Annotated in this window: 26 protein-coding genes and 1 pseudogene; 17 read left to right on the plus strand and 10 right to left on the minus strand. The window is 59.5% G+C overall.

From position 1 onward, the window contains the following. Positions 1-98 precede the first annotated feature (98 nt). Both KGB07_RS18010 and galU read right to left on the minus strand, forming a co-directional pair. Positions 99-1,613, minus strand: coding sequence for an MFS transporter (locus KGB07_RS18010; RefSeq protein WP_223466119.1), 1,515 nt, complete (start codon positions 1,611-1,613; stop codon positions 99-101). Positions 1,614-1,951: 338 nt separating this feature from the next. Then, positions 1,952-2,791 (minus strand): UTP--glucose-1-phosphate uridylyltransferase GalU, encoded by an 840-nt coding sequence (gene galU, locus KGB07_RS18015; protein ID WP_007975949.1) that lies wholly within the window; start codon positions 2,789-2,791, stop codon positions 1,952-1,954. Positions 2,792-3,080: 289 nt separating this feature from the next. Between galU and KGB07_RS18020 the strand changes: the two genes are divergently transcribed. Together KGB07_RS18020 and KGB07_RS18025 are read left to right on the plus strand one after the other, a co-directional pair. Next, a complete protein-coding gene (locus KGB07_RS18020; protein WP_046038392.1) occupies positions 3,081-3,269 on the plus strand; it encodes a hypothetical protein in 189 nt (62 codons plus the stop codon). Positions 3,270-3,406: 137 nt separating this feature from the next. Then, positions 3,407-3,688, plus strand: a complete 282-nt coding sequence (locus KGB07_RS18025; protein WP_046038393.1) for a hypothetical protein — start codon at positions 3,407-3,409, stop codon at positions 3,686-3,688. 11 nt (positions 3,689-3,699) lie between these two features. Here KGB07_RS18025 and KGB07_RS18030 read toward each other — a convergent pair whose 3' ends face one another. Further along, positions 3,700-3,930, minus strand: coding sequence for a hypothetical protein (locus tag KGB07_RS18030; RefSeq protein ID WP_046038394.1), 231 nt, complete (start codon positions 3,928-3,930; stop codon positions 3,700-3,702). 72 nt (positions 3,931-4,002) lie between these two features. Further along, the gene (locus KGB07_RS18035) at positions 4,003-4,359 is read right to left on the minus strand and encodes a hypothetical protein (RefSeq protein ID WP_046038395.1); all 357 of its coding nucleotides are present in this window, start codon (positions 4,357-4,359) and stop codon (positions 4,003-4,005) included. Positions 4,360-4,560: 201 nt separating this feature from the next. Here KGB07_RS18035 and KGB07_RS18040 point away from each other — a divergent pair, with 201 nt between their 5' ends. The 5 genes from KGB07_RS18040 to ada all read left to right on the plus strand — a co-directional run bounded on the left by KGB07_RS18040 (position 4,561) and on the right by ada (position 7,712). Further along, positions 4,561-4,863 carry a DUF1883 domain-containing protein gene (locus tag KGB07_RS18040; RefSeq protein WP_046038396.1) on the plus strand — a complete coding sequence of 101 codons (303 nt, stop codon included), beginning with the start codon at positions 4,561-4,563 and terminating at the stop codon, positions 4,861-4,863. A 37-nt stretch (positions 4,864-4,900) separates the two neighbouring features. Then, on the plus strand, positions 4,901-5,068 hold the full coding sequence (locus KGB07_RS18045; protein WP_185754744.1) for a hypothetical protein: 168 nt from the start codon (positions 4,901-4,903) through the stop codon (positions 5,066-5,068). A 117-nt stretch (positions 5,069-5,185) separates the two neighbouring features. Further along, complete coding sequence (locus tag KGB07_RS18050; protein WP_223466120.1) at positions 5,186-5,890, plus strand: 2OG-Fe(II) oxygenase; 705 nt, start codon at positions 5,186-5,188, stop codon at positions 5,888-5,890. Further along, entirely contained in the window at positions 5,880-6,560 is a 681-nt protein-coding gene (gene alkB, locus KGB07_RS18055; RefSeq protein ID WP_046038399.1) for a DNA oxidative demethylase AlkB, read from the plus strand. Before KGB07_RS18050 ends, alkB begins: the two co-directional genes overlap by 11 nt. An 87-nt stretch (positions 6,561-6,647) precedes the next feature. Continuing rightward, a complete protein-coding gene (ada, locus tag KGB07_RS18060) occupies positions 6,648-7,712 on the plus strand; it encodes a bifunctional DNA-binding transcriptional regulator/O6-methylguanine-DNA methyltransferase Ada (protein ID WP_223466122.1) in 1,065 nt (354 codons plus the stop codon). On the opposite strand, the gene KGB07_RS18065 is transcribed toward ada, so the two are convergent. After that, the gene (locus KGB07_RS18065; RefSeq protein WP_223466124.1) at positions 7,713-8,696 is read right to left on the minus strand and encodes an MDR family oxidoreductase; all 984 of its coding nucleotides are present in this window, start codon (positions 8,694-8,696) and stop codon (positions 7,713-7,715) included. Between the two features lie 179 nt (positions 8,697-8,875). Between KGB07_RS18065 and KGB07_RS18070 the strand changes: the two genes are divergently transcribed. The 7 genes from KGB07_RS18070 (at position 8,876) to KGB07_RS18100 (ending at position 15,855) form a co-directional block, all read left to right on the plus strand. Beyond that, positions 8,876-11,320 (plus strand): autotransporter, encoded by a 2,445-nt coding sequence (locus tag KGB07_RS18070; RefSeq protein ID WP_223466125.1) that lies wholly within the window; start codon positions 8,876-8,878, stop codon positions 11,318-11,320. A 104-nt stretch (positions 11,321-11,424) separates the two neighbouring features. Beyond that, complete coding sequence (locus tag KGB07_RS18075) at positions 11,425-12,492, plus strand: NAD(P)H-dependent flavin oxidoreductase (RefSeq protein WP_223466128.1); 1,068 nt, start codon at positions 11,425-11,427, stop codon at positions 12,490-12,492. Positions 12,493-12,616: 124 nt separating this feature from the next. Beyond that, positions 12,617-13,384, plus strand: a complete 768-nt coding sequence (modA, locus tag KGB07_RS18080; RefSeq protein WP_223466130.1) for a molybdate ABC transporter substrate-binding protein — start codon at positions 12,617-12,619, stop codon at positions 13,382-13,384. Further along, the gene (modB, locus tag KGB07_RS18085) at positions 13,385-14,065 is read left to right on the plus strand and encodes a molybdate ABC transporter permease subunit (protein ID WP_223466132.1); all 681 of its coding nucleotides are present in this window, start codon (positions 13,385-13,387) and stop codon (positions 14,063-14,065) included. It begins immediately after the preceding gene. Between the two features lie 3 nt (positions 14,066-14,068). Beyond that, entirely contained in the window at positions 14,069-15,148 is a 1,080-nt protein-coding gene (modC, locus tag KGB07_RS18090) for a molybdenum ABC transporter ATP-binding protein (RefSeq protein WP_223466133.1), read from the plus strand. Between the two features lie 126 nt (positions 15,149-15,274). Further along, a complete protein-coding gene (locus KGB07_RS18095; protein WP_046038412.1) occupies positions 15,275-15,496 on the plus strand; it encodes a hypothetical protein in 222 nt (73 codons plus the stop codon). Positions 15,497-15,624: 128 nt separating this feature from the next. Beyond that, entirely contained in the window at positions 15,625-15,855 is a 231-nt protein-coding gene (locus KGB07_RS18100; RefSeq protein ID WP_046038414.1) for a hypothetical protein, read from the plus strand. Between the two features lie 202 nt (positions 15,856-16,057). Here KGB07_RS18100 and KGB07_RS18105 read toward each other — a convergent pair whose 3' ends face one another. Next, positions 16,058-16,720 carry a TetR/AcrR family transcriptional regulator gene (locus KGB07_RS18105; protein WP_223466134.1) on the minus strand — a complete coding sequence of 221 codons (663 nt, stop codon included), beginning with the start codon at positions 16,718-16,720 and terminating at the stop codon, positions 16,058-16,060. Positions 16,721-16,897: 177 nt separating this feature from the next. Here KGB07_RS18105 and KGB07_RS18110 point away from each other — a divergent pair, with 177 nt between their 5' ends. Continuing rightward, positions 16,898-17,740, plus strand: coding sequence for an NAD(P)H-binding protein (locus KGB07_RS18110; RefSeq protein WP_223466136.1), 843 nt, complete (start codon positions 16,898-16,900; stop codon positions 17,738-17,740). 92 nt (positions 17,741-17,832) lie between these two features. Continuing rightward, a complete protein-coding gene (locus KGB07_RS18115) occupies positions 17,833-18,027 on the plus strand; it encodes a hypothetical protein (protein ID WP_046038420.1) in 195 nt (64 codons plus the stop codon). A 105-nt stretch (positions 18,028-18,132) separates the two neighbouring features. Here the strand turns inward: KGB07_RS18115 and KGB07_RS18120 are convergent, their stop codons facing one another. Both KGB07_RS18120 and KGB07_RS18125 read right to left on the minus strand, forming a co-directional pair. After that, the gene (locus tag KGB07_RS18120; protein WP_046038422.1) at positions 18,133-18,738 is read right to left on the minus strand and encodes a hypothetical protein; all 606 of its coding nucleotides are present in this window, start codon (positions 18,736-18,738) and stop codon (positions 18,133-18,135) included. 216 nt (positions 18,739-18,954) lie between these two features. Then, a pseudogene (locus KGB07_RS18125) lies at positions 18,955-19,401 on the minus strand (phospholipase D-like domain-containing protein); the annotation flags it as partial. Positions 19,402-19,731: 330 nt separating this feature from the next. On the opposite strand from KGB07_RS18125, the gene KGB07_RS18130 reads away from it, so the two are divergent. Beyond that, positions 19,732-20,553: a DeoR/GlpR family DNA-binding transcription regulator gene (locus tag KGB07_RS18130; RefSeq protein ID WP_046038425.1), complete on the plus strand. Its 822-nt coding sequence runs from the start codon at positions 19,732-19,734 to the stop codon at positions 20,551-20,553. 44 nt (positions 20,554-20,597) lie between these two features. On the opposite strand, the gene otnI is transcribed toward KGB07_RS18130, so the two are convergent. Further along, positions 20,598-21,386 carry a 2-oxo-tetronate isomerase gene (gene otnI, locus KGB07_RS18135; protein WP_223466137.1) on the minus strand — a complete coding sequence of 263 codons (789 nt, stop codon included), beginning with the start codon at positions 21,384-21,386 and terminating at the stop codon, positions 20,598-20,600. 21 nt (positions 21,387-21,407) lie between these two features. Continuing rightward, entirely contained in the window at positions 21,408-22,868 is a 1,461-nt protein-coding gene (locus KGB07_RS18140; RefSeq protein WP_046038428.1) for an SLC13 family permease, read from the minus strand. Between the last annotated feature and the right edge of the window lie 91 nt (positions 22,869-22,959).

The following is a 22,959-nucleotide window of genomic DNA, read 5'->3' on the forward strand; positions in this document are numbered from 1 at the left end:
CCTCGGCAGGCCAACAGCATACCTGCGGACGGCCGCTGAGCAAGCATTGTGCTGAAATGCTCGGGCCGTGCGATGCGCGGCCCAATCTTCGTTTTCGATCAATGCCCCTCTGCGGATTGCGTTTTCGGTGTCCGCAGAGTGCGCCAAGCAATCAAAACCGCCATGAGTGCCAAGCCGAACGTCACCCACGAAACCAAACCGATCCCACCTTCGAATGCCCTTCCCGCCTGCGCCATCAATTCCCTTGCTTGATCACCCGACAAGTCTGCCGCCACATGATAGGCGCCAGACAGCGTCTCTCTCGCCAGCATCATCTGCACTTCGCTCAGGAACCCCGGAAGCTGCAATGCGCCGCGATAGTAGGCGGTGACGACACCGCCGAGCACTGTCGTCCCCAAAACTACGCCCACTTCATAGGCCGTTTCGCTAATGGCCGACGCGGCGCCCGCCTTTGCCGGTGGTGCGGCTGACAAAATCACATCATTGGACACCGTCGCGATCGCGCCCACGCCAATGTTCAGCAAGGCAAAAGCCACCACTAGAACGGTCAGGCTACTGCCCATGCTGGCGACCAGCAACAACGCCGCTCCAGCAAACGCCATCAAAATCGGTATCAGCACATGCACCTGTAATCGCTGTGCGACAGGCACGACCGCCATCCCCACTACAATCGCCATGACCTGACCAGGAATCAACGCGAGGCTAGCACTCAAGGGCGACATCTGAAGAACGATTTGCAGGAACTGAGTGGTAAAGAATACGAAGCCGACGAGAAACGCGAGACTCATCAAATTGATCGCGACAGAGCCGCTAAAGGTGCCACTGCGGAACAGACTCAGGTCCATCAGCGGCACTGGCAGACGTAACTGTCGACGCACAAACATCCAGCCCGCAACTGCGCCGACTGCAAACGCTGTCAGCGTCATCCAGTCGATACCATTACTGGCGCTGTGTTTAACGCCATAAACGATGGCACCAAGGGCAACCATCGATTGCAGGATGCTAAGCGGATCCAGCGGTCCTGAAACATCTCGCTCGGATTCGGGCAACAACAGTGGCCCCAATACCAGCAGTGGCACCAACACGGGCACCGCCAACAGGAAAATCGACCCCCAACTGAAGAATTCCAGCAACACCCCGCCCACCAAAGGACCGAGTGCCGAGCCGACCGTCAACGTCGTTGCCCAGATCGCGACTGCTAGTCTGCGTTCTTCTCGGTCCTCGAACACCGAACGTATCAACGCCAACGTTGAGGGCATCAGCATTGCACCGAAAACGCCCATGCAAGCTCGCCCGGCAATCAGTTGCGTGGCGGTATCGGAATACGCGGTTAGCACCGACACAATCGCAAAACCCAAGGACCCGATCAGCAATAACTTACGATGACCGACCCGATCTCCCAGACTGCCCATCGACACCAGCAACCCCGCCAATACCAGCGAATAAGCATCGATCATCCACAGTTGCTGGCTAGCACTCGGACGCAGGGCCTCGGCAATTTTTGGTAACGCGAATCCAAGCACCGTATTGTCAACTGTCACCAGCAATACAGGCAGCATCAGCACGCTTAGAGCCAACCACCGTTTTAGGGTCACGCTTCCTGTTAACGCCATTCACGAAACTCCATTTCCTCATAAACCCCCAGCGACTTTAAGCGCACCCTTGACGTGACATGAGTCACGCCGAGCAAACCGGTCCTGCTATACCCCATTTAATACAGTGGTTTTTAGCCGCAACAATCATCGTTTGCGCCAGCAATTAACAAATCAGGATTTTCTTTCGCAAGTCCTACCGATGGATGTCAGGCGATACCTACCTTTCGCTCCCCTGCGTAACTGAGCCCGCACAAAAGCAAACGCCCCGAACAAGTCGGGGCGTTTGCCTGGGTCTTCATCTGTTTGTTGTTACACAACCTGAGAAGGTGAATTCAATGCAAGCAGCTCAAGCGCAATCAGTACGCCTTACCCGTCTTGTAGAAGTTCTCGAAGCAGAAGTTGGTCGCGTCGATGTAGCCTTCGGCGCCACCGCAGTCGAAACGCTTGCCCTTGAACTTGTAGGCAATCACGCAACCATCCTGCGCCTGTTTCATCAGGGCGTCAGTGATCTGGATCTCGCCACCTTTGCCTGGCTCGGTTTGCTCGATCAGGCTGAAGATGTCCGGCGTCATGATGTAACGACCGATGATCGCCAGGTTCGACGGGGCATCTTCCGGCTTTGGCTTCTCGACCATGTTGCGCACGCGGTACAGGTCGTCACCAATCAGGTCGCCGGCAATCACACCGTACTTGCTGGTTTCTTGCGGGTCGACTTCCATGATCGCGACGATGGTGCAGCGATACTGTTTGTACAACTTGACCATCTGCTTCAGTACGCCGTCACCTTCCAGGTTGACGCACAGGTCATCCGCCAACACCACGGCGAACGGCTCGTCGCCGATCAGTGGACGACCGGTCAGGATCGCATGACCCAAACCTTTCATTTCAGTCTGGCGAGTGTAGGAGAACGAGCACTCATCCAACAGGCGGCGGATGCCGACCAGGTATTTCTCCTTGTCGGTGCCCTTGATCTGGTTTTCCAGCTCGTAGCTGATGTCGAAGTGGTCTTCCAAGGCGCGCTTGCCGCGACCGGTGACGATGGAGATTTCGTTCAAGCCGGCATCCAGTGCTTCTTCGACGCCGTACTGGATCAGTGGCTTGTTCACCACCGGCAGCATTTCTTTGGGCATGGCTTTAGTCGCTGGCAGGAAGCGAGTACCGTAACCGGCTGCTGGGAACAAGCATTTCTTGATCATATAAGTCCTTGAAAGGGCTGTGTGTACGAGTTTCGGCGCAGTCTAATCAGGCGGCGTGCACCTTACAATGCCCCGCGCTGGCTAACCGATGTCAACATAGAGAAATATTCTTGCCGATAGTTCCCTGCGAGAGTGCGCAGGTCGCTGCACAGCCTCTTATGCATAGCAGAGACTTGCACAATTGCACGGCTTTCTACCGCCCGAAACCCATCACCATACGCCCATCGGCACCCCTTGAGTGCGTTTGGCGGTATCATGGCGCGATTGAACCAGACAACGAGGCAAGTAGATGTCGGCAGTAAAAAGCGTCAACGGATTCCTGATCAATCAGGAGAAAGACGGCCAATGGTGGGTGGCCAGTGTCTCCGGTGAAAATATCGCCGGGCCTTTCCCTTCCGAAGCCCTGGCAATCGAAGTGGCCTCGGTGCTGGAGCTTGAGCACCCGGAACCCAAGCGACGCGGCAAGGACAAGAGCTGATCGACGCTCGATGGGAAAAGCCCTGCCATGGCGCAGGGCTTTTTTATGAAAAACGAAAAAGAAGTGGCCTTTGGCTATAACCTTTTGATTACGGCGCTGTCTCAGCCTTAGCCCACCCCCCTGACGATGATCAAGCCATGAATAAAATTTTGCCTTTGCTAACGGTATTGGCCCTGAGCGGCTGCGCAACGTCGGAACAAACCTACCTCGCTAACGGAGAGCAAGGTCTATCGATTGACTGCTCCGGGGAAGCCAACTCCTGGGCTGCGTGCTACGAAAAGGCCGATGCGTCCTGCGCGGGCACCGGTTACAAGATTGTCGGGACCGATGGCACCCCCGCGCTCAAGGAGAGCGAAAAGACCCTCGGCGCCGACGTCGGCAACTACAAGAGCCGCAACGTCGTGGTGATCTGCAAGTAAGGCACCACGCCCTACAAATGGATTTCGGCGAATTTGATTCCAAGCCCGCGCACGGTATCGATCAGATCATCAAGGCGGCTGAAGGACTCGACTTCATCATTGTCATCCACCAGGAAATAGCTGCGCCCGGCGCTTTTCTTGAAAAACACGATCCATTCCCCCAGCTCCGCCGGGTTCTGAATCACGTGGGTGGCAGAGATCAAACCCTCTGCATGGCGCTCCCGGACTTGCTCTCGCTTCATGTTCGACTCCAGAAATGACGATGCCGCCAAAGCAGGGCTTGGGCGGCATCGGTGCTGATGGTCGATAGTCTATCAGCCGGAAATGCACTCGTTGGCAGCATTCTGTACGTCCTTTGGCCGCACCGGGACATTGGACATGCTCTCGTGCAGCTTGATGCTGCTGCCGCCGGAGCGTTCTTCAATGTCAAACACGGCAGACGGACCGGAGGAGTACTTGAGCGGCACGATCACGCGCAAGCCATCCTTGTGCGGCTGGATCTGCAAGGCACCACGGCTGGCGGCCAGCTTTTCGCTCAGGCATTGCGCGTATTCATGGGGCTTCTTGCCGGAAATCACGTTCATCGTCGGCAAGGACTCGTTGATCTCCGAGACGTTCGCGCAACCACTGATCGTCAATGCCATCGGCAACAACCACAAACCCCACTTCATACCAAACCTCCGATAAAGAAGCTCGGACAGCGCAACTGCGATTTTTCTCCGAGACAAACTGCTTTATCGCTCATCAAATGTGAAATAAGCGTTTTTTATTGTCGAAGCGGCCGGATAATAAGGCGTTCGGGCTGATAAACTGCGCCAATCGCCCATGCTATCGTTTTGATTTTGTAGAAAAAGCCCTTCTGGAGGCGCCTCATGAAATTTATCCATCAGCGCGAGCACCTCAATGAAGACGACATCGTCGTCATTCAATGCTCCCAAATGTGCAACATCCGCTTGATGAACGACGCCAACTTCCGCAGCTTCAAGAATGGCGGCCGTCACACCTATCACGGCGGTGCATTCGACACCTTTCCGGCCCGCATCACCGCCCCTAGCACCGGCTTCTGGAACATCACGATCGACACCGTCAACCACCGCGCCATCAGCGTGACGCGCAAACCCACCCTGACGCACTCGATCAAAATCATTCGCCGTTCCAGCACGAAACTGAGCTGATCAGCGAACCCGAAACACAAGACAGGCAGATACAACCGTGGCCCAAACGACCAAGTACGTCATCAAATACAAACTCAACGGTGAGCGCCGCTTCGAGTTTGCCCAGCTTGAAAACGGCACCCCGGAAGAAGCCAAAGCGGCGCTGGATGCCCTTCATGGGCAGGACGATGTCATCAGCGACATCAGCGTCAGCAAAGCGCTGTAACGCGATCCGGAGCGACAATGGACGTCGCCTCCCACTCGCAGTTCGACCGCAAGCACCGGAGTGCCAGCTTCATCCTTGCCTTGCAGACTGGCCACCTCAACAACAAGAGGCCCGGCAATGAGCGAGCAATATCTGGACCGGCTGGACTGGCCCCGGCTGGAGCAGCAACTTGATCAGGACGGCTACGCCGTCATCCCGTCACTGCTGAGCCACAAGGCTTGCGGCCAAGTCAGCGCCCTGTACCCTCGAACCGAACTGTTTCGCTCCCACGTGGTGATGGCTCGTCACGGGTTCGGCCGAGGCGAGTACAAATATTTCAGCTACCCGTTGCCGGAACTGGTGGTCCGCTTGCGTAGCGCGCTTTACCCACGACTGGTGCCCATCGCCAATCGCTGGCAGGAACAGATGGGGTTGCCGGACCGTTTTCCTGAAGCCCATCCCGCCTTCCTCGAACGCTGCCATGCCGCCGGTCAGAACCGTCCGACACCCTTGTTGCTGCAATATGGTCCGCAGGACTACAACTGTTTGCATCAGGATCTATACGGTGAACACGTGTTCCCGCTGCAAGTGGCGATCCTGCTGTCAGACCCGGATCAAGACTTCACCGGCGGTGAGTTTGTCCTGACTGAACAGCGCCCGCGAATGCAGTCACGCCCGATGGTCATCGGCCTGAAGCAAGGTGACGGGTTGATCTTTGCGGTCAATCAACGGCCGGTCAAAGGGACTCGCGGTTACTACCGCGTGACCCTGCGTCACGGCGTGAGTCGCCTGCACAGCGGCAAACGGCATACCCTTGGAATCATCTTTCACGATGCATCATGAACCCATGAATCCGCTGACTTTCGATCTGTTTGCCGATGCAGAGCCCGAGCAACAGCCCAGGCGCGAGCAGATCGGCGAACAGTCCTACGTACTCAGGGGCTTCGCCCTGCCCTGGCTGGAGCGCTTGCTGCCTGCCCTGGAAGAAGTGCTGGTGGCCGCGCCATTTCGGCAAATGGTCACACCCGGCGGTTTCACCATGTCGGTTGCCTTGAGCAGTTGTGGCACATTCGGCTGGACCACGGACCGCAGCGGCTATCGGTACACCCGCGACGACCCACAGACCGGCCGGCCCTGGCCAATGATGCCCGAGGTGTTTTTCCAACTGGCACAAGCGGCGGCGCAGGCAGCAGGGTTTACCGGTTTTGCGCCGGACTCCTGCCTGATCAACCGCTATATCCCCGGGGCAAAAATGTCATTGCACCAGGACAAAGACGAACATTCCTACGCAGCCCCCATCGTTTCGGTATCCCTGGGCTTGCCGGCGATGTTCCTGTTCGGCGGCTTTGCACGCGGCGACAAAAGTCAGCGCGTCCCCCTGTTCCACGGCGACATCGTGGTCTGGGGTGGCGTGGATCGCTTGCGTTATCACGGTGTGTTGCCGATCAAGGACGGACATCATCCGAAACTCGGCGAGCAACGCATCAACTTCACCTTCCGTACCGCTGGATAATGACTTCGAATTTGACCGCAAGCGCCGGAGTGTGTGGGAATTGCCCCATGGTTAATGTGCAGGCAACCCCTCAATGGACGTGACGCCATGACAACCCAATCGACCAAGGTCACCATCGAAAACGATCCGCGCTGGGCCGCCGTGGTCGCGCGCGATCCCAAGGCTGACGGACAGTTTGTCTATGCCGTGAAGACCACAGGCATCTACTGCAATCCCAGCAGCCATGCGCGCTTGCCCAAACCACAGAATGTCGAATTCTTCGATAGTGCCGAACAGGCCCTGGCCGCGGGTTATCGTCCGAGCAAGCGCGCGACGAAGGATCAGAGCGAACTCGCCGCGCAACATACCGCCACCGTGGCCGCTGCGTGCCGCCAGATCGAAAGCGCGCAAACACTGCCTGCCCTGGGCGAATTGGCCGAGGCGGCGGGCCTTAGCAGCTTCCACTTCCATCGCGTGTTCAAAGCCGTCACCGGCCTGACGCCCAAGGGCTACGCCGATGCCCATCGCTCACGCAAGGTGCGCGAGCGCCTGGCGGACGGCGGCTCGGTGACCGATGCCCTGTATGACGCCGGCTTCAACTCCAACAGCCGGTTTTATGAAGCGGCAGACCAGTTGCTGGGAATGAAACCCGGGGACTACCGCGCGGCCGGTCAAAACAACGACATTCGTTTTGCCGTCGGCCAGTGTTCTCTGGGCGCGATTCTGGTGGCGCAGAGTGAGCGCGGGGTTTGCGCGATCCTCTTGGGCGATGATCCACATCAACTGGTCTGCGATCTGCAAGACAAATTCCGCCGCGCCAACCTGATAGGTGCCGATCATGAATTCGAGCAGTTGATTGCCAGGGTCGTCGGCTTTATCGAGGCGCCGGCCGTTGGCCTTGATTTACCGCTGGACGTACGCGGCACGGCGTTTCAGGAGCGTGTCTGGCAAGCGCTGCGGGAGATTCCCGTGGGCAGCACTGCCAGCTACGCCGATGTCGCCCAGCGCATCGGTCAACCAAAAGCCGTTCGCGCCGTGGCCCAGGCCTGCGGTGCGAACAACCTGGCGGTGGCGATCCCTTGCCATCGCGTGGTGCGCAGCGATGGCAATCTGTCGGGCTATCGCTGGGGTGTCGAGCGCAAACGGCAGTTGCTGGAGCGCGAGTCGCAGTGATCAGCGATTCACATCCACCACCACGCGCCCGCGCAGCTGCCCGGCCAGCAAGCGCGGCGCGGCTTCGATGGCTTCGCTCAAGCCGATTTCGTGACTGATCAGCGGCAACAGGTTGAAGTCCAGATCCCGGGCCAAGCGATTCCAGGCCTCCACGCGCTTGGCTTTGGGCTGGGTCACGCTGTTGATGCCGGCCAGGGTCACGCCGCGCAAGATGAACGGCGCCACGGATGCCGGAAAGTCCATGCCCTGGGCCAGACCGCAGGCCGCGACGGTGCCATTGGCCTTGGTGCTGGCGCACGCGTTGGCCAGGGTGTGGCTGCCGACCGAATCGATGACGGCCGCCCAGCGCTCCTTGGCCAGCGGCTTGCCCGGCTCGGACAAGGTGGCGCGATCGATGATTTCGCCGGCCCCCAGTTGCTTCAGGTAGTCGTGCTCCGAGGTCCGTCCGGTGGACGCGACCACCCGGTAGCCGAGCCGGCTCAACAAGGCGATGGCGAAACTGCCGACGCCACCGTTGGCGCCGGTCACCAGAACTTCACCCTGCCCGGGCGTCACGCCGTTGTGCTCCAGCGCCAGGATGCACAGCATGGCCGTGTAGCCCGCCGTACCGATGGCCATCGCCTGGGCAGCGCTAAACGCCTTGGGTAGCGGGATCAGCCAGTCACCGTTAAGGCGAGCCTTCTGCGCCAATCCACCCCAATGCCCTTCGCCCACACCCCAGCCATTGAGCAGGACCGGGTCACCGACCTTGTAGTCCGGATGCCCGCTGGCTTCGACGACACCGGCCAGGTCGATGCCCGGCACCATCGGGAATTTGCGCACCACCGGACTGCTGCCGGTAATCGCCAGGCCATCCTTGAAGTTCAGCGTGCTGTAGGCAACACGCACCGTGACATCGCCCTCGGGTAACTGATCGTCCTGGATCTCCTGCAGTGTGGCCCGGTAACCGCTGTCGTCTTTGTCGATCAAAATGCCTTTGAACATTACGGCCTCTCAATGGAATCAGTCTGGTGGTGGAGCATTTGAAATAACACATGGCAACGGATTGCCGTACCCGACTTTAAGCCAATCAGGCAAACCGCCGAGCGTTTTCATTGACGGCAGCTATGCTTTTTCGCAACCCTGAAGTACCGCAACAAACTGTCTTGTCGATGGAGCTGACAATGCCTCAACTGCGTTTATTCACCGTTTTACTGATGCTCTGCATGATTCCGCTCAGCGGCGTCCAGGCAGCCGAGCAACCCGCCCAACCTCCCGCGAATCAGGCGCCGGCCTCACCCAGCTGGCCACAGGTGCTGGCTGCCGGCGACACCAAATTGACCATCTACCAGCCACAACTGGACAGTTGGGACGGTTACACTCTGCACGCGCGGGCTGCCGTGGAGGCCACGGACACCGATGGAAAATCCACCTACGGCATCGTGCAGTTCAGCGCCCACACCCTGGTCGACAAGGCCTCCCGCTGGGTGGCGCTCGACCAGTACACCATCACCAAGGCCGACTTCCCCGACAGCGCCACCAAGGCTGACAGCTGGGTCGCCGCGGTGAAGCAAGACGCCGAGAACCGCACGAAAACCATTTCCCTCGACCAGCTCGAAGCTGCGCTCGGCGTCATCGCCGCCGAGCAAAAGTCCAACAGCGAGCCGCTGAAAAATACCCCGCCGACCATTGTTTCGTCCGAGGTACCCGCGCTGCTGGTGTACATCGATGGCGAGCCTGCCTATCGCCCCGTTGATGGCACCTCGCTGCAGCGGGTGATCAACACCCGGCCGTTGCTGCTCAAGGATGCACAGGGCAAGCATTACCTGCACGTGTTCGATGGCTGGATGGTCGCGGACAACCTGGGCGGACAATATGCGCCACTGCCCTCGCCTTCGGCCGAGCTGGAAAAAGCCAAGAAAGCTGCGATCCAGGGTCACCAGGTTGACCTGCTGACAGGCCAGAGCGATCCGAAGGACAAGATACCGACGCTGGCCAAGCCGCCGATTCCGCAGATCTATATCGCCACGGTGCCGACCGAGTTGATCGTCACTGACGGCGCGCCGCAATGGCAGCCGATCCAGAACACCAAGCTGCTGTATGTGACCAACACCACCGGGCATATTTTCAAGGAGATCGGTGACCAGGACAGCTACGTGCTGATCTCGGGGCGCTGGTTCCGCGCCGGTGACATGAAAGGCCCCTGGACCTTCGTGGGTGCAGACAAGTTGCCGGCGGACTTCGCCAACATTCCCGATGACAGCCCCAAGGAAAACGTAAAAGCCTCGGTGGCCGGCACGCCCCAGGCCAAGGAAGCGGCCATTGCAGCGACCATTCCACAGACCTCGGCGATCAAGAAAAGCCAAGTGAAAATGACCAGGCCGACTTTTGACGGCGAGCCGCAACTCAAGGCCATCAAGGGCACGCCCCTGCAATATGTAGTCAACAGCCCGATGCCGATCATCATGGTCGATGCACAAAGCTGGTACGCGGTGGAGAACGGTATCTGGTTCGTGGCCACCTCGGTTCAAGGCCCCTGGACGGTCGCCTCTTCGGTGCCGGCGGTGATCTATTCGATTCCGCCCAGTTCACCGATGCACTACGTCACTTATGTGAAAGTCTACGAAGCCAGTGGCGATACGGTCGTCGTCGGTTACACGCCGGGGTACCAGGGTTCGACGCTGGACCCTGACAGCGGTGTGGTGGTGTATGGCACCGGTTATCCGTATACGCCGTGGGTGGGCAGTGTCTGGTATGGCCCGCCAGTGACCTATGGCTTTGGCGTGGCGATGCGCTACACACCCTGGACGGGCTGGACCTTCGGCTTCGGCTTCGGCTGGAGTTGGGGTGGCAGCACGGTCGCCGTGGGTTGGGGCTGGGGCGCTTATCCGTGGTGGGGCAATTACGGCTGGGGTTACGCCTGGGGCCCGCACCTGTACCCGGCGCCAATGCCCTGGGGCGGTGCCGCTTACGGCTATCATGGCGGCGCCGTCGCCTGGGGCCCCGGTGGTTGGGCCGGCACGACCGGCAACATCTACCGCCAATGGGGCGACCGGGCTTCGGTCAGCCGCTATGGCGGCGGTTACAACGCCTGGACCGGCAATCGCTGGGCCGGCCAGGTAGGCGCCTCCTACAACTCGCGTACCGGCATCGCTGCGGCAGGCCAGCGCGGCGCGGTACATAACGTCTACAACGGCAACTATGCCGCTGGCCGCAGCGGTGTGGCCGTCGGCCCGAACGGCGGGGCCATCGCCGGCCAGCATGTGACCGCCGGCAACGTCCGCACCGGCACCCAGGTCTCCGCCAATCGCGGGGCCGTCTACAACCCCAATACCGGCAACACCACCCAGTACGGTGGTATCCATGATCGCAACGGTGGCGTGGCGCATGTCGGCGACAACGTGTACGCCGGCCATGATGGCAACGTTTACAAGAGGACCGACAGCGGCTGGCAATCGATGGTCCAGGGCGGTGCAACCCGTCTCGATTCGGCCAACACTACCCAGGTCCAGAATCTCAACCGGGAATACGATGCGCGCTCCTTCGGCAATGATCGCTTCAACAGTTATCACGACTCGTCCCGGTTCATGAATCACTCCTTCGGGGGTGGCGGCTTCCACCGACGCTGAAAAAGCCTGAACCGCTGAAAAGACGACTGGCCTTGCGCCAGTCGTTGCGTTACAAATTCTGTTCTACCGTCCCTGCCCGGATCCAACGTCGGAGAACACAGCACATGAACCAATGGCCAGATACCCGCATTCTTGACCTGCTCGGGATCGAACTGCCGATCATTCAGGGGCCGATGGCCGGTGCCACCAGCTCGTCCATGGTGATTGCCGCCTGCAATGCCGGCGGCCTGGGCTCGATGCCAGCGGCGATGCTCAGCACCGAACAACTGCGCGAAGAGCTCAAAACCATCCGCCAACACACTCGGCGCCCGATCAACGTCAACTTCTTCTGTCATCAGCCTCCAGCTCCGGATGAGCAACGCGCACAGGACTGGAAAAACCTGCTGCAACCCTACTACCAGGAGCTCGGCATCGACTTCGATGCGCCGACGCCGGTGTCCAACCGGGCGCCGTTCGATAACGCGGCCTGCGAAGTGGTCGAAGCGTTTCGCCCGGAAGTGGTGAGCTTTCACTTTGGCCTGCCGGAAAAATCCCTGCTCGACCGGGTCAAAGCCACCGGTGCGAAAGTGCTGTCCTCGGCCACCACCGTCGCAGAAGCGGTGTGGCTTGAGCAGCATGGTTGCGATGCAATCATCGCCATGGGCTACGAGGCCGGGGGCCATCGCGGGATGTTTCTCAGCGATGACCTGAGCAGTCAGGTGGGGACTTTCGCCCTGGTGCCCCAAGTCGTCGATGCGGTGAAAGTGCCGGTGATTGCCGCCGGCGGCATCGCTGACGCACGAGGCGTCGCCGCCGCCTTCATGCTGGGCGCTTCGGCGGTACAGGTGGGAACGGCGTACCTGTTCACCCCAGAGGCCAAGGTCAGCCCGTCCCATCACAAAGCCTTGCGCACCGCCAGGGAAAGCGAGACGGCCGTCACCAACGTGTTCACCGGTCGCCCGGCCCGGGGCATCCTCAATCGGGTGATGCGTGAACTGGGCCCCATGAGCGCCAAGGCCCCGGCCTTCCCCCTTGCCGGTGGCGCGCTGATGCCGTTGCGGGCCAAAGGTGAAGCGGACTTCAGCAACCTCTGGGCCGGCCAGGCCTTTACCCTCGGCGTCGATTTGACCAGCGAGGCACTGACTCGAAAACTGGCTGAAGAAGGATTAGCGAGGCTGCTAGGTCGCTACTGAACATCAGTTTCGTTAAAATTGTATACAATTCTGCGACAACACATTCCGTTCAAAGGCATTTCGCTATATATTTAAGTACATAACGATTTACCCTTGCCGCGATTGCCTTTAACGGAGCCGTTTCATGACCATTCGTGCCTCACGTTTTGCCCCGACCTGCCTGGCGAGCCTTCTCGCCGTATTCGCCTTCGGCTCAGCCCAGGCGGACGAAGTCCAGGTGGCTGTCGCCGCCAACTTCACCGCGCCTATCCAGGCCATCGCCGCTGATTTCGAAAAAGACACCGGGCATAAACTGGTCGCCTCCTTTGGTGCCACCGGCCAGTTCTACACCCAGATCAAAAACGGCGCGCCGTTCGAAGTGTTCCTCTCGGCAGACGACAGCACCCCGAAAAAACTTGAAGCCGAAGGCGACGCCGTCAAGGGTTCGCGCTTCACCTACGCCGTCGGTACCCTGGCGCTGTGGTCGGCCAAGGAAGGCTACGTCGATGCCAAGGGCGATGTGCTGAAAAAGAACGAGTACCAGCACCTGTCCATCGCCAACCCGAAAGCCGCGCCTTATGGCCTGGCGGCGACCCAGGTGCTGGCCAAGGAGGGTCTGACCGACAAGGTCAAGGACAAGATCGTTGAAGGCCAGAACATCACCCAGGCCTACCAGTTCGTCTCCACCGGCAACGCCGAATTGGGTTTTGTCGCCCTGTCGCAGATCTACAAGGACGGCAAGATCACCAGCGGTTCGGCCTGGATCGTTCCCGCCAGCCTGCACGATCCGATCAAACAGGACGCGGTGATTCTCAACAAGGGCAAGGACAACCCGGCCGCCAAGGCACTGGTTGACTACCTCAAGGGGCCGAAAGCGGCAGCTGTCATCAAGTCCTACGGTTACGAAATCTAAATGTCGCTATCGAGTGCCGATTTTTCCGCCATCTGGCTGACCCTGAAACTGGCGTCCCTGACGACCGTTATCCTGCTGATTGTCGGCACTCCGATTGCGTTATGGCTGTCGCGCACCCGCTCCTGGTTGCGCGGCCCGATCGGGGCGATTGTCGCCCTGCCCCTGGTGCTGCCACCGACGGTGATTGGTTTCTATCTATTGCTGGCGCTCGGCCCTCACGGGTTCCTGGGCCAGCTCACCCAGTCACTCGGCTTTGGCACCCTCACGTTCAGCTTTGCGGGGCTGGTCATCGGTTCGGTGCTGTATTCGATGCCGTTTGTGGTCCAGCCGCTGCAAAACGCTTTTTCCGCGATTGGCACGCGCCCACTCGAAGTGGCCGCGACCTTGCGGGCCAATCCCTGGGACACCTTTTTCAGCGTGACGCTGCCCCTGGCCCGCCCAGGTTTCATTACCGCAGCCATTCTCGGCTTTGCCCACACCGTCGGCGAGTTCGGCGTGGTGCTGATGATCGGCGGCAACATTCCCGAGAAGACCCGCGTGGTCTCGGTGCAGATCTACGATCACGTCGAAGCCATGGAATATGCCCAGGCCCATTGGCTGGCCGGGGCGATGCTGGTGTTCTCGTTTGTCGTCCTGCTGGCGCTGTATTCCAGCCGTAAAACCAAAGCGGGCTGGAGCTGATCGATGATTCATATGCGTTTGAAACTACGTTATTCAGGCTTCGCCCTGGACGTCGACCTGCAGCTGCCCGGCCGAGGCGTCACTGCGCTTTACGGTCATTCCGGCTCGGGCAAGACCACTTGCCTGCGCTGCATCGCCGGCCTGGAACGGGCCGATCAAGGCTTTATCCAGGTCAACGATGAAGTCTGGCAAGACAGCGACAACCGGATCTTCGTCGCGCCGCACAAACGCGCGCTGGGCTACGTGTTCCAGGAAGCCAGCCTGTTTCCTCATCTGTCGGTGCTGGACAATCTGGCATTCGGCCTCAAGCGCATCCCCAAGCCGCAGCGTCGGGTCGACATGGCCCACGCCACCGAGTTGCTGGGCATCGGCCATTTGCTGGACCGGCACCCGCAACACCTTTCAGGCGGTGAGCGACAACGCGTCGGCATCGCCCGCGCCTTGCTCACCAGCCCGAAACTGCTGTTGATGGACGAGCCACTGGCGGCGCTGGATGCCCAACGCAAAAGTGAAATCCTGCCCTACTTGCAACGCCTGCACGACGAACTCGAGATCCCGGTGCTGTACGTCAGCCACTCCCAGGATGAAGTCGCGCGGCTGGCCGACCATATCGTGTTGCTCAGCAACGGCAAGGCACTGGCCAGCGGCCCGATCGGCCAGACCCTGGCACGCCTCGACTTGCCGCTGGCAATGGGCGATGACGCCGGGGTGGTGATCGAAGGCCGCGTCAGCGCCTATGACGCCGACTATCAATTGCTGAGCCTGCAACTGCCCGACACCGCCCTCGAAATTCGCGTGCCGCATACGCCAATGGACGTGGGCCAGGCACTGCGCTGCAAGGTCCAGGCGCGGGATGTGAGCCTGAGCCTGGACAATGCCGGGCACAGCAGCATTCTCAATCGGCTGCCGGTCACCGTGGTCAGTGAGATGAACGCCGACAACGCCGCCCATGTGCTGATTCGCCTGGACGCCGCTGGCACGCCACTGCTTGCGCGGATCACGCGCTATTCCCGTGATCAACTGAACGTCCATCCCGGCCAGCCACTCTGGGCGCAAATAAAAGCGGTCGCGGTGCTGGCGTAAATCCGAAAGCACGACTGCACCGGGCAGAGGTCAGCGCCTGAACCGACGAATTGACCTGCCTATTTTTTGCACGATCAGCAATGGCTTCTATAGTTGAACTGAACACGAATCCGCTGCGGAGACGCCATGGAAGACATTTTCGTCGTGAAGCGTTGCAACAAGATCATCATCCATGGCCGCCGTGCGGGTGAATACAGCCACCTGCCACCGGATGCCTCGGTCTGGTATCGCATCGCCGATACCCGCACCCAAGGCTTCATCGGCGATGGCTACGAGGTTGAAGAAGACGCCGTGCGTGTTTGCCGTCAGTTGAACGCTAAATCACAAGTGACAGCCCGACAAAGTTGAGGAGTGTCACCACTTTTTAACGGGTCTATACTGAAATGGCTGAAGGATCAGTAACCCATTCGGCAGAAAGCTCGCTCCCGGCGGGCTTTTTGCTGCCACACCAGGTTTCTTGAACGGAGGTGTCTCCCATGTCCGAAAAAGAGTCCATCACCACCCTGCTCACCTTGCTGGACTCCCGTCAGGCCCGCCTGGCCGCAGCCTGCAAGGAAATCGCCGACTGGGTCGATCATCAAGGCGGACACCCCACCGCCCTCAGAATCCGTGATCGCCTGAACGACATCGAAAAGGACACGCCGCTGATCCGGAACACGCTGTCGTCTCTCCAGCCTGTCGACCGGCCTCTGCCTCGGTTCAGATGATCCGTCACGGATTCGCGGTGCGAGGACAGGCCCGATTCGGGCAGCATGATCGGTGACACTGACGTCTCCGAACCTTTGGCTGCCTGCTGGATTTCCATCCTTTCTCAAAACCCGGCCTGGTGTCGGGATTTTTTGTTGCGCAAAACCAATCGAACGCCCCCGATCACGTGGAGTCAACCTGTCACATGTCACGAAGGAGACGTTACTTGACGACGCCCTTGCGCGCCGGCTCCATGACCTCGCGCAGGGACATGCGTTTGAACGCCTCGACCAGCGCTCGCCCCTCCTCGGGAGCACAAGTGACAGCCAACCGCATGGTTGCCTCGCCCAGGTGCCAGATCAAAAACGCGGACTCCTCGACCTGTTGTTCGTCGCAATCGGGATACACACGAAGCATCGCCTGGGCCAGCAGCGCTCCGGCAACCCGACTCTCCTCCAGCTCCAGCTGCAACAACTGCTTGTCGGCCTGCATGCCGGACCAGATGTCACGCATCACCGGTGTAGCCATCACGATCTCGTAATACAGGTCGAGCAACTGCGAATAGGCAGCCTGCAACCCCCGAGCATCCTCGACGGCCTCCATTGCCTCTGCAATGCAACGACGGCTCTCAGCGTTATAGCGCTCGGCCAACGTACGGATCACTGAACTCTTGTCGGGGAAATACTGATAAAGGGAACCGATCGAGATCTCGGAGCGCTCGGCGATTTCACTCATCTTGAGTTGATCGCTGCCCTTGTCCGCGATCAATTGAGTCGCCATGGCCAGAATCCGCTCCTGACGATCGCGGCTGCGCTGTTGCGTGGGATTGCGTCGAACCGGCTCTGCAGCAGGCTGTTCGAGGGTTTCAGAGGGCTTTTTGCGCACGAGTGAATTCCCGATCAAAAACGTGACATGTACTCACCTTAGCATCACCACTCCCTATGCCCAACAACAGATGCCACACGTCGGGGAATTCGATCTGATGGGTTGACGATAAAACATGAGCATCTATCATCTTTTAAACGTGAGCATCACTCACATTAACCGATGGAGATGAACGCGATGAAAACTGCCCAACCAATCACGCTGGTCCTCGGTGCCACCGGTAAAACCGGACGGCGCATCACACAACGACTCGAAGCCGCCGGCCTGCCCGTCCGCCGGGGTTCCCGCGACGCCAACCCACCCTTCGACTGGGAAGATCGATCAACCTGGGACGCTGTGATCGATGGCGTTCATTCTGTCTACATTTCCTTTCAACCGGATCTCGCCGTTCCGGGCGCCCTTGAAACCATCCAGGCGTTCACCGACCTGGCGGTGAAAAGCGGCGTCCGCAAACTGGTCTTGTTATCCGGGCGCGGCGAAGTGGAAGCCGAACAGGCCGAACGCGTCGTACAGGTCAGCGGGATTGACTGGACGATTCTGCGGGCCAGTTGGTTCTGCCAGAATTTCAGTGAGGCACACTTTCTTGAACCCATTCTGCAAGGTGAACTCGCACTCCCCGTCGGCCAGGTCGCCGAGCCCTTTGTCGATGCAGAAGACATCGCCGAGTGTGCCGTCGCGGCACTGACCCAACCCGGGCACACAGACCAGCTCTATGAACTGACCGGCCCTCGGGCGTTGACCTTTGCTCAAGCTGTCACCGAGATTGCCCGCGCCACCGGTCGCACCATCGAATACGTGGCCGTACCACCGGACGCCTATCGACAGGCAATGGAACAGGAACAACTTTCCCCGGCCTTGATCGATCTGGTGTTGTATCTGTTCACGACTGTGCTGGACGGGCGCAACACACCCGTGGCCGATGGCGTACAGTGGGCACTGGGACGCCCGGCGCGCGACTTTAGCGACTACGTACAACGCACTGCCGCTACGGGCATCTGGGGCAATGGCAGTCCGACGTAACGCAGTGGCGGTAACCCGCTTCGTCGACTAGGGTTTTGGACGTATCGAAATGCGGCGCCTTTATTGGCAGGAGCCTGATTAAGGAGGAACCCATGTCACCCAATCGTAGTGCTGAACAAACCTACCGCCAGTGGTCGACCCCGATCCTGTTGGAACTCAAGGAGCGAGAACATCAGATGGCCCCGTCAGACCGCCAGGCCCTGGAAAACGTACTGCTGGAAAGAAGACTGATCGATACCGGCAATCCGGCCGGCAGCGATCGTCGCAAGGCAGGCCCGGCGTCCTGAAAGCATCAGGCAACCACGATCAAAGATAGAAATTAATGAAGCAGAAACAAACAAGGGCTTGCATCCGCTTTCGCTTGCAAGCCCTTGCTCCTCGATGATGCCGCGCTAAAACCACCCGCTACGATCATCTTCCAGTTCCTGGCGACACTGCTTGAGCTGGGCGCTGTAGACCTCTGACTGCTTTTGCACTTTCTGGGCAACCTGCATCAGCCACGGTTTACTGCGATAGGTATTGCGGCTGAAGCCCCCTCGCCCCTCGTGATAAGCCAGGTACTGATTGTAGGTGTCCCATTTGGAGATTCCGAGCTGACGTTGGGTGCCAGTGGTGTACCAACCGATAAACATGATCGCGTCGTCGAAGCTGTCACGCGAACCACCGTTGCCAGTATTGTCCCTGTACTCACCCCACACCGGGTCCTGAGCCTGCGCATAACCGTAGGCCGAACTGACTCGCCCCCAGGGGATCACCCATAGCAGGTAGTCACGAGGCGGCAATGCGTCCGCCACGTAGCTGCTTTCCTGCTTCATGATCGCCATGGCCACATGCAGCGGCGTCCCATATTCACTCTGCATTTGCAGCGAGTCCTCATACCAGTCGGGATACTCACGGAAGATGCTGCAGAGATTGCCTTGGTCTTTTGGCGGCGTAGTCGTGCAACCCGTTAAAAACATAATCAACAAAGCCAACAGCAGAACTTGTCCTTGTTTCATTCATTACCCTCAAGAATAAGGGCATAGGTACCCTCCGTTTACTGCAAGGAGCCTGAGTCAGGCAGGTGCAGGCAAAAACCTCAGAAGACCTCCGGCTTGACCGCGTCACCCTTATCGAGAGGCTTCTTTGTAAGTCCCTATTGCACGGCGACCTGACGCAAGCCCTGAGCTCTGATTGAATGCTCACAGCCGTGGGCGTGAACTCCGGATTTCGATCTAGAGCATTTTCTCCAGGCCGATCTTGTCGCTGGGCTCCTTGCGCAAGGTCTGCAGGCGACCGTCGTCCTCGGTGAGCCAGACGATTTCGCCGTTTTCCAGTCGGGCCTGGTAACTCATGGCCGGCGCCATACCCTCAAGCGCCAGCTGACGCACCTGGCCGGCGAGTTCGGGACTATCGACCAGCACCCCGACTTCAGTATTCCAGAACACTGAACGCGGGTCGAAATTGAACGAGCCAATGAACACTTTCTGCTTGTCAAGGATCATGGCCTTGGTGTGCAGGCTGGAGTCCGAGCCGCCACTGAAACCAAACGAAGAGCTGCGGCCGGGATCGTCTGGCTGGCGTCGCAGCTCATAGAGTTTCACGTAATGTTCGAGCAGAGTCTTGCGATACGGTGCATAGCCGCCATGCACCTCCGGCACATCGGTGGCTTCCAGTGAGTTGAGCGCGTGGTGGCGCAACCGACGAGCAGCAGCGCGAACAGCATGGCGGGGAGGAACCGGGACATGGGCAAGGGCTGGTCCTCAACCTCGACAGGTAGTTTTGCACTCGGCATCCAGCCAGTACTGGCTGCCGAGAACATGCAGCCCTCGGTAATCTGCACGACTTGTTCCAGTAAAGCCCGTTTCAAGCAGCGTGTCGAAATTTCCCGGCAGCTGCGCCCGGAGCATGAAAGCGCCCTGGGACCTCGTTGCGCTACTGATCCGACGGCAGATTCGCTACTATGTTTACCCGCCTTCCCTGTCTGCGGATTTCTTCATTCTGGAGCCCGAATGCCTAGTCAAAAGGACATCGCCGCCGAAAGCGGCGCACCGATGATCCCTGAGCAGCGCCGTGAATTGATGCTGCGACAGTTGCGCAAGCATCAGGTGCTGAGCGTTCATCAATTGATGGAAATGTTCGACTGCTCGCACATGACCATACGCCGCGACATTGCGTTGCTGGAGCAGGAAGGTCGTGCTTACTCGGTAACGGGTGGGGTGCGGATCGCCAGCCAGCTGCACAGCGAACCCAGCCATCAGATCAAGGCGGTGGTGGAGTTGCCGCAGAAACAGGCCATGGCCAGGCTCGCTGCCCGGCTGCTGCATGCCGACATGACGATTTACCTGGATGCGGGAACCAGCACGCTGGAAATCGTCCCCTACATCAAGGCGCTGTCCGGCATGACCGTGGTGACCAATGACTTCGGCATTGTCCAGGCACTGATCGAAGCGCCCCATGTCACGGTGATTCATACCGGAGGACAGCTGGATCACTCCAATCAATCGTGCGTGGGCGGCCTGGCGGTTGCCACTTTGCGTCAGGTGGTCACCGACATCGCGTTCATATCGACCAGCTCCTGGGATTTGCGGCGCGGCCTCACAACCCCTTCGGCGCTGAAGGTTGAGGTCAAGCAAGCCGCGATGCAATCGGCTTCGCAAGTGGTGCTGGTGGCCAGCAGCTCGAAATACGGCACCTTCAGCATGTACAGGATCGCCGGACTCGAGCAGTTCGACATCATCCTCAGCGACGACGCATTGACCCCTGCGGCGGCCGATGGCATCCGCAAGCAGGGTGTCGAGTTGTTGTTGCCGGCTGACAACACACCAGCGTGAAACGACGGGTTCCTGCATCCAGTGGAGCCCGTCGCCACCCTTCCCTATAGCGCCCGCGCTTTCCAGTCGCGCAACCACTGCAAGCCGGCAGACGTGTTGCCTCGTGGCCGATATTCGCACCCTACCCAGCCGTCATAACCCAACTGGTCGATCAGCTCGAACAGATAGGGATAATTGACTTCCCCCAGGTCCGGTTCATGCCGATCCGGCACGCCGGCGATCTGGATATGGCCGATACCCTCGAAGTCGCGACGCAGTTTGGTTGCCAGGTCACCCTCGACGATTTGGCAGTGGTAGCAGTCGAACTGAACCTTCAGGTTGCTGGCGCCCACTTCCTTGCAGATGGCCTGGGCCTGATCCTGGCGGTTGAGGAAAAAGCCTGGCATGTCTCGTGTATTGATCGGTTCGAGCAATACGGTGACGCCTGCCTTGGCCGCCTGGGCGGTGGCGTAGGCGAGGTTCTCCAGGTACACACCGTGATGCCTTGGGCGATCGCTTTCCGACGGCAACAGCCCGGCCATGACATGGATGCGCGAATTGCCCAGCACACCGGCGTAATCCAGAGCGCGATCAAAACCGCTACGAAATTCACCCTCCCGACCGGGCAACGACACCGTGCCCCGCTCCCCCGCAGCCCAATCACCGGGCGGCGCGTTGAACAGTGCCTGCACCAGGCCGTTGTCGCTCAAGCGTTGCTTGAGTTCTTCAGCGCCGTAGTCGTAGGGGAACAGATATTCCACCGCTTCGAAACCGTCAGAGGCAGCGGCGGCGAAGCGATCCAGAAACTCATGTTCCGGGTAGAGCATGCTGAGGTTGGCAGCAAAACGAGGCATGGTAGCTCCTGAGATAAAGGGTTAGACAAAGGGCCAGATCAGCAGGGTAATACAGAAACCCAAGGTGCCGAGCAAAGTGGTCATCACCGTCCAGGTGCGCAGACCGTCGGCCACGTTCAGGCCTGACAGCTTGGTGAAGATCCAGTAACCGGCGTCATTGATATGGGACATGGCCAACCCGCCACCGCCCATGGCCAGGCACAGCAGGGCCATGTGGTTCGGGGTGAGATCGAGGGTCGCAATCAGCGGGCTGATGATGCCGGCAGTGGTCACCAGCGCCACCGTGGTCGAGCCCTGCACCGCGCGCAACAACATGGTCAGCAGAAAGCCCAGGGCCAGCACCGGCAGACCGGTGGTGCGCAGCATGTCGGAGACCACGGCACCGATTCCGGTATCCACCAGCACCTTGCCGAACACACCGCCGGCACCGGCAATCAGGATCACCATGGCCACACCAGGCAAGGCCGAACCGATCACGTCGGACACCTGAGTGCGGCTCCAGCCCCGACGCGAACCCAGCAGCCAGGCACACAGCAAGGTGTCGATCAGCAGCGCCACCAGCGGCGCACCGAGCACGGTCATGATGCCGCGCAGAGTCGATTCGGCAGGCAGCAACGAGGTAGACAGAGTCCCCAGCAGAATCAGAATGATCGGTAGCAGGATCAGGCTGACGATCAGGCCAAAACCCGGTGCGGGGGCCGGCGGCAATTTGGAAACGATGCTGCTGGTCGACTCTTCCAGGCCCATGTGTGATACGGCTTCAGCCGCTCGATCAGCGCTGATGTCGTTGCCATTGGACCAGGCAGCCAGATCCTCGTTGGTGACATGCGGGCCATAGACCTCGGCACGAATATCGTCGGTCATCGGGTACGCCCGACGGGTCATGCGCCCGGCCACGCGGTAGCCGACATAGCAAAGGAACGCGGTGATCGGCAAACCGAACATCAGCACGCGGCCCAGGTCCGCGCCCAATTGGCTGGCAGCGGCCACTGCACCCGGGTGCGGTGGCAAAAAGGCGTGTACGGTCAACAACGCAGCACACATCGGCAACGCAAACACCAACAGCGGCTTGCGCGCACGCCGGGCAATACCATAGGCCAACGGCATGAGGATGATCACGCCAACCTCGAAAAATACCGGCACCCCGACCATGAAGCCGGCAATCGTCAAGGCCAGGGGCGTACGCCGGTTACCGAAACGGGTGATCAGCGTCTTGGCCAGCGCCTCGGCACCACCGGAAAGCTCGATGATCCGCCCGATCATCGCGCCCAGAGCAATGATGATTGCGATATGACCCAGGGTCTTGCCCATGCCGCCTTCGATGGTGGCAACCAGATCGGCCGGTTTCACCCCGGCCACCAGCGCCACCAGAATGCTCACCAGCATCAAGGCCACGAAGGGCTGGAACTTGTACTTGAGCACCAGGAACAACAACAGCGCGATGCCTGCCCCAGCGGTAACCATCAGGATTAACGGGCTCATTTCACAAGCCCTCCACGGAGGGTAAATGAAAGGGTACTGCCACTGGATCTGAACATGCCGCAGTGAAGGTGAGTCATGCTTGGATTTCCTG

Source organism: Pseudomonas sp. GL-RE-26, from assembly GCF_019956275.1.
Taxonomy (GTDB): domain Bacteria; phylum Pseudomonadota; class Gammaproteobacteria; order Pseudomonadales; family Pseudomonadaceae; genus Aquipseudomonas; species Aquipseudomonas grandcourensis.